11 protein-coding genes and 1 pseudogene are annotated in these 13,484 nt (G+C 67.7%); 6 read left to right on the plus strand and 6 right to left on the minus strand.

What is annotated here, in order from left to right; translation table 11 throughout:
* Positions 1 to 80 precede the first annotated feature (80 nt).
* Together LKD76_RS02310 and LKD76_RS02315 are read left to right on the plus strand one after the other, a co-directional pair.
* A complete protein-coding gene (locus LKD76_RS02310) occupies positions 81 to 1,403 on the plus strand; it encodes a UDP-glucose dehydrogenase family protein (protein WP_227979267.1) in 1,323 nt (440 codons plus the stop codon).
* Positions 1,404 to 1,554: 151 nt separating this feature from the next.
* The gene (locus LKD76_RS02315) at positions 1,555 to 2,934 is read left to right on the plus strand and encodes a DUF7159 family protein (RefSeq protein WP_227979268.1); all 1,380 of its coding nucleotides are present in this window, start codon (positions 1,555 to 1,557) and stop codon (positions 2,932 to 2,934) included.
* A gap of 33 nt (positions 2,935 to 2,967) precedes the next feature.
* On the opposite strand, the gene LKD76_RS02320 is transcribed toward LKD76_RS02315, so the two are convergent.
* Positions 2,968 to 3,396 carry a hypothetical protein gene (locus LKD76_RS02320; RefSeq protein WP_227979269.1) on the minus strand — a complete coding sequence of 143 codons (429 nt, stop codon included), beginning with the start codon at positions 3,394 to 3,396 and terminating at the stop codon, positions 2,968 to 2,970.
* Between the two features lie 167 nt (positions 3,397 to 3,563).
* Complete coding sequence (locus tag LKD76_RS02325) at positions 3,564 to 4,403, minus strand: SDR family NAD(P)-dependent oxidoreductase (RefSeq protein ID WP_227979270.1); 840 nt, start codon at positions 4,401 to 4,403, stop codon at positions 3,564 to 3,566.
* 68 nt (positions 4,404 to 4,471) lie between these two features.
* Between LKD76_RS02325 and LKD76_RS02330 the strand changes: the two genes are divergently transcribed.
* Positions 4,472 to 5,062 (plus strand): TetR/AcrR family transcriptional regulator, encoded by a 591-nt coding sequence (locus tag LKD76_RS02330; protein ID WP_227979271.1) that lies wholly within the window; start codon positions 4,472 to 4,474, stop codon positions 5,060 to 5,062.
* Between the two features lie 587 nt (positions 5,063 to 5,649).
* On the opposite strand, the pseudogene LKD76_RS02335 reads toward LKD76_RS02330, so the two are convergent.
* The 3 genes and pseudogenes from LKD76_RS02335 to LKD76_RS02345 form a co-directional block, all read right to left on the minus strand.
* Positions 5,650 to 6,948, minus strand: a pseudogene (locus LKD76_RS02335) (YibE/F family protein); the annotation flags it as partial.
* Between the two features lie 437 nt (positions 6,949 to 7,385).
* The gene (locus tag LKD76_RS02340; protein ID WP_372465967.1) at positions 7,386 to 8,645 is read right to left on the minus strand and encodes a pyridoxal phosphate-dependent aminotransferase; all 1,260 of its coding nucleotides are present in this window, start codon (positions 8,643 to 8,645) and stop codon (positions 7,386 to 7,388) included.
* Between the two features lie 156 nt (positions 8,646 to 8,801).
* Positions 8,802 to 10,139: a helix-turn-helix domain-containing protein gene (locus LKD76_RS02345; protein ID WP_227979273.1), complete on the minus strand. Its 1,338-nt coding sequence runs from the start codon at positions 10,137 to 10,139 to the stop codon at positions 8,802 to 8,804.
* 101 nt (positions 10,140 to 10,240) lie between these two features.
* Between LKD76_RS02345 and LKD76_RS02350 the strand changes: the two genes are divergently transcribed.
* The 3 genes from LKD76_RS02350 (at position 10,241) to LKD76_RS02360 (ending at position 12,546) form a co-directional block, all read left to right on the plus strand.
* Positions 10,241 to 10,840 carry a hypothetical protein gene (locus LKD76_RS02350; protein WP_227979274.1) on the plus strand — a complete coding sequence of 200 codons (600 nt, stop codon included), beginning with the start codon at positions 10,241 to 10,243 and terminating at the stop codon, positions 10,838 to 10,840.
* A 131-nt stretch (positions 10,841 to 10,971) separates the two neighbouring features.
* Entirely contained in the window at positions 10,972 to 11,643 is a 672-nt protein-coding gene (locus tag LKD76_RS02355) for a DUF8020 domain-containing protein (protein ID WP_227979275.1), read from the plus strand.
* A gap of 228 nt (positions 11,644 to 11,871) precedes the next feature.
* Complete coding sequence (locus tag LKD76_RS02360) at positions 11,872 to 12,546, plus strand: DUF8020 domain-containing protein (protein WP_227979276.1); 675 nt, start codon at positions 11,872 to 11,874, stop codon at positions 12,544 to 12,546.
* Here the strand turns inward: LKD76_RS02360 and LKD76_RS02365 are convergent, their stop codons facing one another.
* A complete protein-coding gene (locus LKD76_RS02365; protein ID WP_227979277.1) occupies positions 12,547 to 13,455 on the minus strand; it encodes a helix-turn-helix transcriptional regulator in 909 nt (302 codons plus the stop codon). It abuts the gene before it with no gap.
* Positions 13,456 to 13,484: the final 29 nt, after the last annotated feature.

Here is a 13,484-nt window from a genome sequence, read left to right on the forward strand (position 1 = left end):
TTCCCCCTGTACACCCACTGTTGCCTGCGGCCTCGCCTCGTGGATGCGGACCGGCCATGCCGGGCACGTATCAATCGATTATGCGTCTGACGGTGTTCGGGACGGGATATCTGGGAGCCACCCATGCCGCCTGCATGGCCGAGCTCGGTCACGAGGTGCTCGGGGTCGATATCGACCCCGGCAAGGTGGCCAAATTGTCCGACGGCGTCGTGCCCTTCTACGAGCCGGGACTCGAGGAGGTGCTGCGCCGCAACCTGGATCTCGGCCGGTTGCGTTTCACCACCTCCTACGAGGAGGCCGCGGCACATGCCGATGCCCATTTCCTCGGAGTCGGCACACCACAGAAGAAGGGGGAGTACGGCGCGGATCTGAAATATGTGCACGCCGTGGCCGATTCCCTGGCGCCGCTGCTGGAGCGGCCGGCGGTGGTGATCGGCAAGTCCACCGTGCCGGTCGGCACCGCGGCGGAGCTGGGCCGCCGGATGCGGACCCGGGCGCGGACCGATGTCGAGGTGGCCTGGAATCCGGAATTCCTGCGCGAGGGCTTCGCGGTCCGCGACACCCTGCGGCCCGACCGACTGGTTCTCGGCGTCGACGACCGGCGCGAGCGCGCGGACTGGGCGCGCGATCAGGTGCGTGAGATCTACGCCGACCTGATCGCGGCGCAGGTGCCGTTCCTGCTCACCGATCTGGCCACCGCGGAGCTGGTGAAGGTATCGGCCAATGCCTTTCTCGCCACCAAGATCTCGTTCATCAACGCGGTCTCCGAGGTGTGCGAGGCCACCGGCGCGGATGTCACCGTGCTGGCCGATGCGCTGGGCCACGACGCCCGCATCGGCCGCCGCTTCCTCAATGCCGGACTCGGCTTCGGCGGCGGCTGTCTGCCCAAGGACATCCGCGCCTTCATGGCGCGCGCCGGTGAACTCGGCGCCGACCACGCGGTGGCCTTCCTGCGTGAGGTCGACAACATCAATATGCGCCGCCGCACCAAGGTGGTCGATATGGCCGCCAAGGCCTGCGGCGGATCACTGCTCGGGGCCAATGTCGCGGTACTGGGCGCGGCGTTCAAACCCGAGTCCGACGATGTGCGCGATTCACCGGCCCTGAACGTGGCCGGAATGATCCAGCTGCACGGCGCCGTGGTCACCGTGTACGACCCGAAGGCCTTGGAGAATTCGCGCCGTGTCTTCCCCACGCTGAACTACGCCACCTCGGTCGCGGAGGCCTGCGATCGTGCCGATGTCGTGCTGGTCCTGACCGAATGGGCGGAGTTCACCGCGCTGTCGCCACGAGATCTGGAAACGGTGGTGCGCGGCCGCTCCGTCATCGACGGCCGCAACTGCCTCGAGCGGTCCCGCTGGACGGACGCGGGATGGGTGTACGCGGGACTCGGCACGCCGTAGGGTGGCGGGAGCCGGGTACAGTGAGGCACCCTGCGGCATGAGCATCGGGCCCGGTCGTGGCGGCTCGGAGACCCCCGAACGGCCCGGCAGCAGCCGTCGGGTGGCGGCCGGGGCATACCGGTCGTGAGGCGTGAAACGAGGTGGGCGGCAGATGAGTTCGGTACTGGGGGTTTCGGTGGGGGCCGGTGCCATTCGTGTCGCACACCCGCATCCCGGAAATTCCGCCGAACGGTTCGTCGCCACCGGGTTCGATGTACAGGCACTGCCCGTCGGCGAGCAGCAGTCGATGGACGATGTGGCCGCCGAAACCGTCGGCGCGGTACTGGGTTCGGCGCCGGATATCGCCGCCACCGCCATCGCCTACCGCGGCGAACAGCATGCGCGCATGCTGCGGTCGGCGCTCGCGCGCCGGCAGCTCACCAACTACGAGCTGGTTCCCGAAGTGGCGGCGGCGCGGGAATTCCTGCGGGCCACCGGTGAACTGCAGGGCTATCGCACCGTCGCCCTCTACGATCTGGGCGCTTCCGGGCTCACCGTCAGCGTGGTCGACGTCGCGTCCGGGCAGGTCGGCCACAGTGAACGCACCAGCGATATCAGTGGTGACTATCTGGATTCGCTGATCCGCGAACAGCAGATCGCCTCGGGCCGGATCGAACATCCACCCACCGCGCAGGGTTTGGCGGCGCTGGACGGGATGTGCCGGCAGGCCAAGGAGCAGCTGTCGAGCACCACCGCGGTGGCGGTGCCGTCCGAACACGGCCTGGTACTGCTGTCGCAGGAGAACTTCGAAGCACTGATCATGCTGGCGGTGGAGTCCTCGGCCCGGATGACCCGCGATGTCATCACGCGGTCCGAGCAGGCTGTGCAGGCCGTGTTCGTCATCGGCGGCTGCGCCCGGATCCCGCTGATCGCGCGGATCCTGGAGCGCTGGATGGGGATGCCCGTCCTGGTGCCCGCCGATCCGGAGACGGTCATCGTGCGCGGTGCGGCGCTGCTCGCGCGCCCCGCCCGGGTGGCCACCCCCGCATCCGTTCCGCCGGTGTCCGCGCCCGGTACCGGGTCAGCCGACGACACCGTGCAGCTGGCGCCGGTCTGGCTCGCGGACAGTTCGGCGGGGCGGGGCCGGAAACTGTTGCGCGGTAAGGGCGGTGGCCCCGCCGGCAGGCGACGCGAACTGAGCATCGCCGGAGTCGCGGTCGGTGCTCTGGTCGTCGTCGCGGCCCTCGGAATCAGCCTGGGCTGGGGCCAATCGGTGCTGAGCGGTGATTCCCAGAGCAACACCTCCGCCTCGACGTCGGTGCAGGTTCCCGCTGTGCGGACCCCGTCGGTGACCGCGGGGCCGCCCACGACCGATGCCACCAATGCCTCGGTGGTGGCGCCCAGCCCCGAGTGGCAGGCGCCGACGACCACTGGCTCGCCGCCGCCGCCCGGCCCGCCGATGATCGTCGTCCCCGGGCTGCCCCCGATCGTGGTGCCGACCATCCCGCCGAATGTGTTGCCGCAGTTCCCCGGACCGAAACCGCGGCAGTAGCGCTCGCCTCGATCCGAAGGAAACAGCGGTTCGTCAGGCGGCCACGGTGGGGCGCTGCGGAAGCCGGGCCACCAGAGCGTCGAGTTCCTCGCGCCAGCGGCGATGCACGTTCAGGCGCTCCGGCGTGCCGGTGTGCGGCAGCCGGTAGTACACCTTGGACCAGATCGTATTGATCTGCATCTCGGTGAACAGGGCCGTGCTGAAATGTTCGGCGCAGACCAGGCTCGCGGGCCGACCACTCCACTTGTTGGCCTCCACGATGACGACCGAGGTATTGGTCAGCACCACGAAGTAGTACTTGCGCACGAACAACATGGCGAACCGGACGTAGGGCAGATCGTCCACCCACGGGCTCGGTCCGGTGATCGCCTGGAAGGCGATCTGCATCTGCTCACCCTGCGGTGCGAATTCGGCCAGCTTCGCGGCCAGTTGTTTCTGAATGGTCGATTTGCGGAACGCCATGTGGCCCACCCCCGTTGAAGATTTCCATCGGCACCGTGCCGACAGAACGCACCGACCTTAGCGGCATTCGGGTACACCTGCCACCCGGATTCCCGGCCCGGGTTCGGCGGGTGTATCACGCCCTCCTCGGCCCCTCGGTCCGCCGATACTCGCCGTGCCGCAGAGCGCTACCCGGCGCCCTGCGCGGCCGGCTCCCGGGCATCCAGGGCGCTGAGTTCGGCGGTCAGCTTGGTGCGGATCGCGTGGATCGCATCCTGCCCCAGCGGCAGCCGCAGCGGCGGATCGGCCGAGTCGACGGCGGCGATGATCTGCCGTGCGGCGTCGTCCGGGTCGCCGTAGACGCCGGGCCCCAGCTGTGACAGCCGATCGTGGGCCGCCTGGACGCTGGCTCGATAGTCCGGATGCCGGACAGGCGTCATGCCCAGGGCCGCAACGAAACCGGTGCCGAACATGCCCGGCTCCACGATGGTGACGCCGATGCCCAGGTGACTCACCTCGCGAATCAACCCCTCGTTCATACCTTCGACCGCGAATTTGGTCGCGGCGTAGAGCCCCAGGCCGGGGGAAGGGGCGGTGATACCGGCAATCGAGGAAATCTGTACCAGGTGACCACCGCGCTGTTCGCGCAGTACCGGCAACGCCGCCCGGATCACGTTCAGTGACCCGAAGACGTTGGTTTCGAATACCGCTCGCACCTCGCTGTCCGGAATCTCCTCCAGCGCGCCGAATACGCCGTAGCCGGCATTGTTGACCACGACGTCGATCCGCTCGAAAGCCGCCTTCGCCCGCGCGACCGCCCGCCGGGCCTGTTCCGGGTCGGTGACGTCCAGCGGGGCGATCACGATCTGCCCGGGATGTGCGGACGCCACCTCGCGCAGGGAGTGCGCGCCCTCGGGGTCCCGGGCCGTGGCCACGACCCGCCCGCCCGCGGCCGCGATCGCCCGGGTCAGCGCCAGGCCGAATCCCGACGATGCGCCGGTTACCAGCCACACCTTGCGTGTCCTCATTGTGTGCTCCTCGACAGGCTATATTTTGGATACTGATCGTATCGTATCCAAAAGTGTAGGCTCGTGCCATGGCGGAGACGAAGGATGGGCGCGGGCCGGGGCGGCCCCGGAGCGAACGATCGCGCCGGGCGGTGCTCGCGGCGGCGCGAGATCTGCTGACCGATCGCGGACTACCCGGGCTGAGCGTGGACGAGATCGCCTCCCGCGCGGGGGTCAGCAAGAACACCATCTATCGCTGGTGGCCGACCAAAGCCGCGGTACTGATGGACGCGTTCACCGACGCCTTCGCCGCGCGCATGACCGTCCCCGCCGAAGGTGATGCGCTGACCCGGCTGCGAACCACGGTCCGTCGCGTCGCGAGCCTCATGAGTGATCCGGATGCGCGCCGGCCGTTCGTCGCACTGGTCGCCGCGGCCCAGCACGATCCGGAACTCGCCGCGGCACTGCGGGAGCGATTCATCGCCGGCCGCCGTGCCGAGGTGAACGAGGTCCTGTCGGCCGCGATCGCCGGCGGCCGACTCCCCTCGGACTTCGACGCGGAAGCCGCGGTCGACCTGATCTACGGCGCGCTGTACTACCGCCTGCTGATCAGCGGGGCGCCCCTGGGGCCGGATTACGCGGATCGCGTACTCACGGCGATGGGCCTACCCGTCGACTGATCGAGTTTCGTCGAATTCGATTGCTGGACAGCGTTGTTCGTATCCGCGCCCGCGCCGCGGTCCGGGCCGATCACACCTGTCCGATCGGGAGCTCAGTCCCCGTAACCGGTTGTCGGCCAGGAGGGCCGGGCGCGACCCGGGCCCTCGCCGGTGGGATGGCGGTCGGGGTGCGGGTCGCGTGTGGTGGGCCAATTCTGGTTGGGGCGTGAACGTTCGGGCGGTTCGCCCGATCGAGGCGGACGGCGGGGGATACGGCGGGCGCCGCCGGTCGTGTCGGGGGAGCCTTCCGCACGCCGCTGCCCGCCGGTGTTCTCCGCGCCTCGGCCGTCGGTGCGCCGGTGGCCGCCGGTCGCCTCGGACGCTCGATCCGGAATGCGCCGGTGGCTCCCGGTCGTCTCCGCGCCGCGGTCGACACGCCGTTGCCCGCCGGTGCGTTCCGCGCTGCGGCCCGGTACCTGTCGGCGGGCGCCCGTGGTCTCCGCGTCGCGGCGTCGCCCGGCGGATGGCCGGGCGCCGTCGGGCACGCGCCGGTGGCTACCCGTGGTGTCGGCGTCGTTGCCGCCGCGCCGACCGGCCGGAACCGGGGTCCGGGCGCGCCGGGGTCGCGGTTCGGGCTCGTCGTCGACATCGGCGCGCTGTCCGAACGGGCGGGCCAGCAGTACGGCGATGACGGTGGTCAGCGGTACCGACAGGGCCAGACAGATGCCGCCGACCGCGGAGCGGGTGATCTCGATGGCCACCGCGTCGCCGGTCAGGACATCACGGATGGAGCGGCCGGCGACCGAGAACATCAGCAGCAATGGCAGTGCGCCGCCGGCGTAGGCGAGGACCAGGGTGTACACGGTGCTGGCGATGTGGTCGCGGCCGACGCGCATGGCGGCCGCGAACACCTCCCGGCGAGTGGCGCCCTTATCGATGTCGGCCAGTTCGAATGCGGCCGATGCCTGGGTGATGGTGACATCGTTGAGCACACCGAGGGAGCCGATGATGAAGCCCGCCAACAACAGCCCCGTGATACTGACGTGATCGATATAGGTCGCGACGTTGGTGTTCTGCTCTTCCGATAGACCCGTCAGGTGAGTGATCTTCAATGCCACCCAGGACAGCGCCGCCGCGAGCAGCATCGCGCTGAGCGTGCCCAGCAACGCGGAACTGGTCCGCAGATTGATGCCGTGCGCCAGATACAGCACCGCGTAGAGAATCAGCGCTCCCGCGACGAGCGCGACCGGCAGGGCGGGTTGTCCGTCGAGCAGTGCGGGCAGCATGAACACCACGAGCACACCGAAGGCGAACACCAGACCCAGTACCGCGCGTAGTCCGCGCCACCGCGCCACCGCCACGATCACCACCACGAAGACCAGCGTGATCAGCAGCAGCGGCATCCCGCGCGAATAGTCGTCGAACGAGTAGACGGTGGTCCCGGAGGGATCGTCCTGCCGGACCAGGCGAATGTGATCGCCGGCGTGCAGATCCGGCTGTCCCGGCCCGGGCGCGATCTCCAGCAGCGTGCGGCTGCCCTTACCGGGTCCCGATTCGATCGACACCAGACTGCGCTGACAGGTGTAGGCATTGGTCGGCGGTGGTTGTGGAGTGTCGGCGAACGCGCGCCCGTTCGAGGCACTGCCGCAGGGGCCGATGTCCTGCATCACCACGGTGCCGGCCTCGGTCTGTACCGCGCCGCCGCCACCGTTCTGCATCGGCAGCGGAATATCCACATGCTGATGACTGGGCCACATCCAGATCATGGCGATCACCACGATCACCCCGATCCCGGTCAGCAGACCGACCACGACCCGCGCCGCGGTGGCCCCGATGGCGATCGGCCCGGAATGATCGTGATGGTGGTGGTGATGCTCGCTCACCGCGCCGAGCTTAAAGGATTTCATTTTCAACAGCAGGGCGGACCGCCGCGTCGTCCCTTTCGGCCGTATTCGACCGTCCGCCTCTCCGCGAATTTCGGCCCGACAGAGGCGCGGGCTCCTGCGCGTCGGCGGCCGGCGGTTCGGTCGACCGGTTCCGTCGGTCCGTATCCGGTGAGTGACCCATGTGCTCGCGCGAGATCAGCGGTGCGGGTGGCATGGCGAAACAGTGGGAGCGGGCGGCGGAGAGCAGGGGGATGTCTCCGCCGCCCGAAGGGATCCGACGGCCCAGGGGGGTAGGCGGTCGAATCCAGGGCCGAGCGGCCCAGGGGGGGTAGGCGGCTCGGCCGGGCACTGTGAGTGCCGAGGACTACTGTACACAAAAATCCGATGTTTGCACTAGCGAATCTTCTAAAACCCCTGGTTTCCGTACTCCCGGTTTGTTTTACCGGGGTTCGGCCTGATCACTGCCGATAACTGGAGAGGAAGTTCCCGAATCGTTCGATCGCCACGGACAGATCTCTGGCCCACGGCAGCGTCACGATGCGCAGGTGGTCGTGCTGCGGCCAGTTGAATCCGGTGCCCTGCACCATCAGGATCTTCTCCTGCAGCAAGAGGTCGAGCACCAATTTGGCGTCGTCGTGGATCTCGTAGACCTCGGGGTCCAGCCGCGGGAACGCGTACAACGCGCCCTTGGGTTTCACACATGAGACACCGGGGATCATATTGAGCTTCTCCCAGGCGACATCGCGCTGTTCGAGGAGCCGGCCGCCGGGCAGGATCAGGTCCTCGATGCTCTGGTATCCGCCCAGGGCCACCTGAATGGCGTGCTGCGCGGGCACATTCGGGCACAACCGGGTGGACGCCAGCAGATCGATACCCTCGAGGAATCCGGCCGCATGTTCCTTGGGGCCGGTGATCACCAGCCAGCCGGACCGGTATCCCGCGACCCGGTAGGCCTTGGACAGGCCGTTGAAAGTCAGGCACAGCAGGTCGGGGGCGAGGGAGGCCAGCGAGATGTGCTTGGTGTCGTCGTAGAGGATCTTGTCGTAGATCTCGTCCGCGAGCAGCAGCAGCTGATGTTTGCGCGCCAGGTCCACCAGCTGCTGCAGTACCTCCGTCGAGTACACCGCGCCGGTGGGGTTGTTCGGGTTGATCACCAGCAGGGCCTTGGTCTTGTCGGTGATCTTGGATTCGATATCGGCCACATCGGGCTGCCAGCCGTTGGACTCGTCACACAGATAGTGCACGGCGGTACCGCCGGCCAGGCTGGTCATCGCGGTCCACAGCGGATAGTCCGGGGCCGGGATCAGCACCTCGTCACCGCTGTCGAGCAGGGCCTGCATGGTCATGGTGATCAGCTCGGAGACGCCGTTGCCCAGGTAGACGTCGTCGACGTCGAATTCCGGGAAGCCGGGGACCAGTTCGTACCTGGTCACGATGGCGCGCCGCGCGGGCAGAATGCCCTTGGATTCGGAATAGCCCTGCGCGTACGGCAGCGCGGCGATCATGTCGCGCATGATCACATCCGGCGCGTCGAATCCGAACGGCGCCGGGTTGCCGATGTTCAGCTTGAGGATGCGATGTCCCTCGGCCTCCAGCCGTGCCGCATGTGCGTGTACCGGTCCGCGGATCTCGTAGAGAACGTTCTGGAGCTTGAGAGACTGCTCCAGAATCCGTGGGGGCTGATGCGGTGACTGGCTGGTAGGGCTCACCCGATCAATGGTGCCACCGCGTCGCAAGTGCTTATCGGAGGCCCGTCGGCGGCGCCGCGCCGGGTGAACGCGCCGGCGCCGTGCCGGGTGAACGCGCCGGCGCCGTGCCGGGTGAACGCGGCGGCGCCGCGCCGGGTGAACGCGCCGGCGCCGACGGGCTCGTGCTCAGGCCGGTGGATTGGCGGGCAGCATCCCGCTGGTGACGGTGGTGCCGCAGAATTCCTCGATCCGCTCGTCGAGGCGGCGGGCCTCGACCGCATCCCGGAACTGCGGGGTGGCGATGCGGCGCCGCAATCCGGTCAGCCGCTCCTCGAGTTGTGCGATGCGCCGGTCCTCGGACAGTTCGAGGACGGGGCTCAGCGCGTCTCCGGCGCCGTCGAGGCTGCCGTTGATGAGCTGGGCCGCCGCATTGTCGACGCGGGCCAGTGCCTCGGCGCCGTAGGAGCGCTGCTCGCGCGGGCCGCCGCTGTACAACTCGATGGTGCGCTGGGTCTCGGTGAGCGCCGGCTCCGCCTGACCGAGATGGATGTAGGTCGCGCCGGCGTAGTAGTGGCTCTTGGCCTCGGGGAAGCCAAAAACACCACCCGTCTCGTCGTGCAATTCGTCGGTGGTGTTGCCGGTTCGCGCGGCGTCGGCGGCCCGGATGCAGCGTTCGGCGTCGGTGGCGCTGCCCAGTTTCGACCAGATGCGCGCCTCGATATTGTGCAGGCGCACCTGGGCTGTCACCGAATCCGCGTACCGCTGGCCGTGCTGCGCCAGCATCACCGCGCGGCGCGGACGTTCGGACCAGTATTCGATCAGTGCCTGCATACCGCGTGTCCAGGCGCGTAAACCGTTGTGGCCGCACAGTTCCGCGTAGGCCCAGGCCGCCCGGGCCTGTTCTCCGGCGGCGTCGAGATGACCGAGATCGGTACTGGCATTGGCCAGCAGGCCCGACAGCGTTCCGGCCAGCAGATACAAATGGCTTGTGTCCGCGGGCTTCTGATGACCCTCGAGCAGTCGGTACACGCGCCGGCGCACCCGCAGCATCTCCACCATCATCGGAACCGGCGGCACATGGACATACTCTCTGGCGATGCGGGTGGCATCGGCGTCGAGCTGTTCCAGCGCGGAGGCGCCGACATTGGTGGCCTCGGCGCGACCGGCGTGCTCGCTGGCTTCGTGGGCAGCCGCCATGATCAGATCCCTCTCCGAAATCTCGGCTAACGCATCACCTCTCATTGCACCGGCGTCTACGAGTGCCAAAAGTTCCGCGTCGCTCGAATACTTGCCGTGCGCCGAATGATGGTGGCGCACCTCGAATTCCGGCTCGGGATGATCGACCACGGGCTGATCGATCATTGCCGCGAACCGTGCCCGCACGACTTCGTCGGACCTGGCCAATGATGTGTCCAGCGCGGCCTGGTTGACCGGGCGCGGATGCACTCTGGCACCCCCGGCCTCCCATTTGGAGACCAGTCGTTCGTGTACTCCCAGATGGGCCGCGAACTCCCTGATGCTCATTCGTTTGGCATCGCGGAGGGCACGGGCTTCTTTACCTGACCACTGCCGGACCACGATGTCATCCCTTCCGCGCGAACTGGTCTCCAGAGTACGAGCGGACGGTGATCGCAGCCACATCCGAAATCGACCTGGTATCCGGGAATTCCCAGGTCTACGAAGTTTGGGCAGTGAAAGGGCAGTGCTGGGCGCGTGTGGGGGCGTTTCGGGGCCGACGCAGTGGCGGGACCCTTGAATGGATAGAGGGAGTCGCCGTGAATGTCGAGAAGCTCAGGACCGCCGACGATTGGGTGATGTTCTATCGGCACCGAGCCGGTCTGACATGCATCCAGCGTGGCGGTTTCGTGACGCTGCCGGTCACCGGCAGCGTCGGTATCGTTCATCTGCCGTCGGACCGTGCCGAACGAGTGTGCGGATCACTGTCCGAGCACGGCGGGTGCGGTCCGGTGCTGGCCCGGCGGGCCCGCTGGAGTTTCCTGGTGATTCCGGACGGCCGGCCCGGCGGGCAGGTCTCGGACATATTGCAGCGCCTCGATATCGGCATTCCCTCGGTCGGCGGCGAGATCATGATGCCCACCAGCCTGGGTCGATGGACCCGCGAGGGCTGTCACTGGATTGTGGCGCCGGCGCCCGATCTCGAACTTCCACCCCTTTCGAAAGTCGTCACGACTGCACTGGCGGTGGGAAGAGGCGGCGAGGACTGAACCCGCAGACCGGTTCTCGCTGCCGCGGATCCGGGTCCGTCTCGTTGCCTGTCGGAGGCGGACCCGGATTCGGAACATGAGATATTTCAGATTCGGCCCAATTGTGACACGACACTGTTTACGATTGACCGATGAAGCTCCAGCGCCTTACCGCGGTATCCGCTCTGGTCGTCGGCGCCCTGACCGCCGGCACAGCCGCCGTGCATGCCGATCCGGGCCCCGCGCCCGCACCGTCGGCCATCAAGTACTCGGTGAAGCTCGTCGACAAGACCGTGGTGGCAACCCTGCAGGGCGGCACCTTCCGGCTTGCCGAGGACGGCAGGTCCTATGCCGTCACCGATGCCCACGGTGCCACCGTCGTCTCCCTGCCGACCGAGATCCGGCTCGCCGACACCGCGATTCCGGTGAAATCGGTTATCGGCCACGACGACACCGTGCTCGAACTGACTCCCGAGCGCACCGTCACGGTCGAACACCCCGGCAGTGCCGTGCGGCCGATCGCCTCCGCGATGGAGAACCACAAGGCGTTGAACGACTTCGACACCAATTTCGGTATCGCCACCGCGGTGGGCACCTTCCTGGGGACCGCCGTCGGCGCCATCGTCGGGGGCATCACCGGTTGCATTCTCGGCCTGCCGCTGCTGGGTCTGGGCTGCATTCCGGCGGCCGTCGCGGGCGCCGGAATCGGCGGAGTGCTGGGCACGATCGTGATCGGCGGGCCCGCATTGGCGATCACCGGGTTCGATGTGATCAATACGCTGTCCGCGGCCCCGGGCACCACCAAATGGGCTGACGACAAGTAACTTTCACGGCGCGGATCGGGGCGCCAGGGTGTCGTACCCGATCCGAATTCCGCATTTGTGATTATCCCCAGTATTGGGGCTTCGCCTGCGCGCGCGGGTCACATAGTGTATCGGGCGCACCTGCGTGACGCTGAGTGGTGACTCCGGCCGGAATCACCCGATCCGCAGGGCGGCGGTGTTCGTCGAGGGGGCGAACGCCGAAATCCGATGACGGAATGGGAAATTCGAATGAGAATCCGCAGCCTCACCGCGGCGTCCGCCGTGTTGATCGGCGCAATGACCGCCGGGCTGACCACCGCCCACGCCGATCCGGCTCCCGCGCTGGATCAGTCCGGGATCAAATACTCGGTCAAACTCGTGGATAAAACGGTCGTGGCGACCTTGCAGGGGGGAACCTTCCACTTGGCGCAGGACGAAAAGTCCTATGCCGTCACCGATTCCCACGGCGCGACCGTAGTGTCACTGCCCACCGACGTGCGAGTGGAGCACTCCGATATTCCGGTGAAGCCGGTGCTGAAGAACAACGGCACCGTGCTGGAATTGACTCCGCAGCGCACCATGACCACCGATCACCCCGTCGTGGTCCAGCCGATCGCGTCGCCGGTCGAGAATCAGCGGGCGATGAACGATTTCTCCACTCAGTTCGGAATCGCCACGGCGGTGGGCGGATTCGTCGGCACCGCCATCGGCGTGGTCGTGGGTGGCGTCATCGGCTGTGTCCTGGGCCTGCCGCTGCTGGGCGTCGGCTGCATTCCGGCCGCGATCGCCGGCGCGGGAATCGGTGGCATCCTCGGCACCATCGCCGTCGGCGGACCCGCGCTGGGCATCGCCGGAATGGATTTGGTCAGCACCCTGCAGGCCGCACCGGGAACCAGTAAGTGGGCCCAGCAGCCCACGGGATAATCAAGCAGTTCGATCCGCACGATGGCCGGTCGTTCCCGAAAGGGGCGGCCGGCCAACCGGTTTCGGACTACCCGCGGCGCGGCGCTCGGCCGTGAGCCGATCCCGATACCGGCCGGGCGTCATACCCGTGCTCGCCCGGAAATGGCGATGCAGGTGACTCTGGTCGGCGAAACCGGTAGCGGTGGCGGTGTCCGCGAGAGGGTAACCGTTCTCCAACAGCCTGCGGGCCAGCCGGATGCGGTGCGCGATCTGCACGGCGTGGGGAGTGGTTCCCGTGCGCTCACGGAAAACACGGATCAGGCGGAATTTATCGATACCCGCGGCGCCGGCGAGTTCGTCCAGACCGATATTGCGCGGGGAGTTGTCGCCGAGATAGTCACAAGCGAGCCGGAACGGCCCGTCATCGCGCATGCGCGTGGTCGACGGTGACCCGCGCTTCGCCGAGTGGCGCCCGATGACGGTGTGCAGCCATACCGTGAGCCGTTCGTCACGCTCGAGCCTTGTCGCGGGCTTCTCCAGCACGTGGTGCAGCCGGACGAACTCGGCGGCGAGCCGGGGATCGTCGAGAACCGGATCAGGAAAGGCGACGTCTGCCAGTACGTCCTGTTCACCGCCGAGATGCGCCAGATCGGCGAGCTCGACGATCATCAGACGGCACGACCACGGCCGGTGGGTGACCGAGGTGCCGGAATGCGCGTGCGACGGATCCCAGGCGACCACTCGGCCCGGTGCGACGGTCCGGCGTTCCCGCCCCCGGCGTGCGACCATCGCTTCCCCCGCGACGACGCCGAAGACGTACTCCCCGCGCGGTTCGATCCCGTAACCCGTCGTTCGACCGGCCATGAGCAGGATGCGGCCCGCGTCCGGCGGACGCCGGATCCGGACCTGTTCCACGGCCGACGCGCTCATACCGACATCAATAACGTTCAAGACCGGGG

Origin of the sequence: Nocardia spumae, assembly GCF_020733635.1 — a bacterium.
GTDB lineage: Bacteria > Actinomycetota > Actinomycetes > Mycobacteriales > Mycobacteriaceae > Nocardia > Nocardia spumae.

What these genes read in the sequence shown, in the direction of transcription:
- LKD76_RS02310 (WP_227979267.1), top strand. Translation starts at nt 81, where the DNA reads ATGCGTCTGACGGTGTTCGGGACGGGATATCTGGGAGCCACCCATGCC.
- LKD76_RS02315 (WP_227979268.1), top strand. Translation starts at nt 1,555, where the DNA reads ATGAGTTCGGTACTGGGGGTTTCGGTGGGGGCCGGTGCCATTCGTGTC.
- LKD76_RS02320 (WP_227979269.1), bottom strand. Translation starts at nt 3,396, where the DNA reads ATGGCGTTCCGCAAATCGACCATTCAGAAACAACTGGCCGCGAAGCTG.
- LKD76_RS02325 (WP_227979270.1), bottom strand. Translation starts at nt 4,403, where the DNA reads ATGAGGACACGCAAGGTGTGGCTGGTAACCGGCGCATCGTCGGGATTC.
- LKD76_RS02330 (WP_227979271.1), top strand. Translation starts at nt 4,472, where the DNA reads ATGGCGGAGACGAAGGATGGGCGCGGGCCGGGGCGGCCCCGGAGCGAA.
- LKD76_RS02345 (WP_227979273.1), bottom strand. Translation starts at nt 10,139, where the DNA reads ATGAGCATCAGGGAGTTCGCGGCCCATCTGGGAGTACACGAACGACTG.
- LKD76_RS02355 (WP_227979275.1), top strand. Translation starts at nt 10,972, where the DNA reads ATGAAGCTCCAGCGCCTTACCGCGGTATCCGCTCTGGTCGTCGGCGCC.
- LKD76_RS02360 (WP_227979276.1), top strand. Translation starts at nt 11,872, where the DNA reads ATGAGAATCCGCAGCCTCACCGCGGCGTCCGCCGTGTTGATCGGCGCA.
- LKD76_RS02365 (WP_227979277.1), bottom strand. Translation starts at nt 13,455, where the DNA reads ATGAGCGCGTCGGCCGTGGAACAGGTCCGGATCCGGCGTCCGCCGGAC.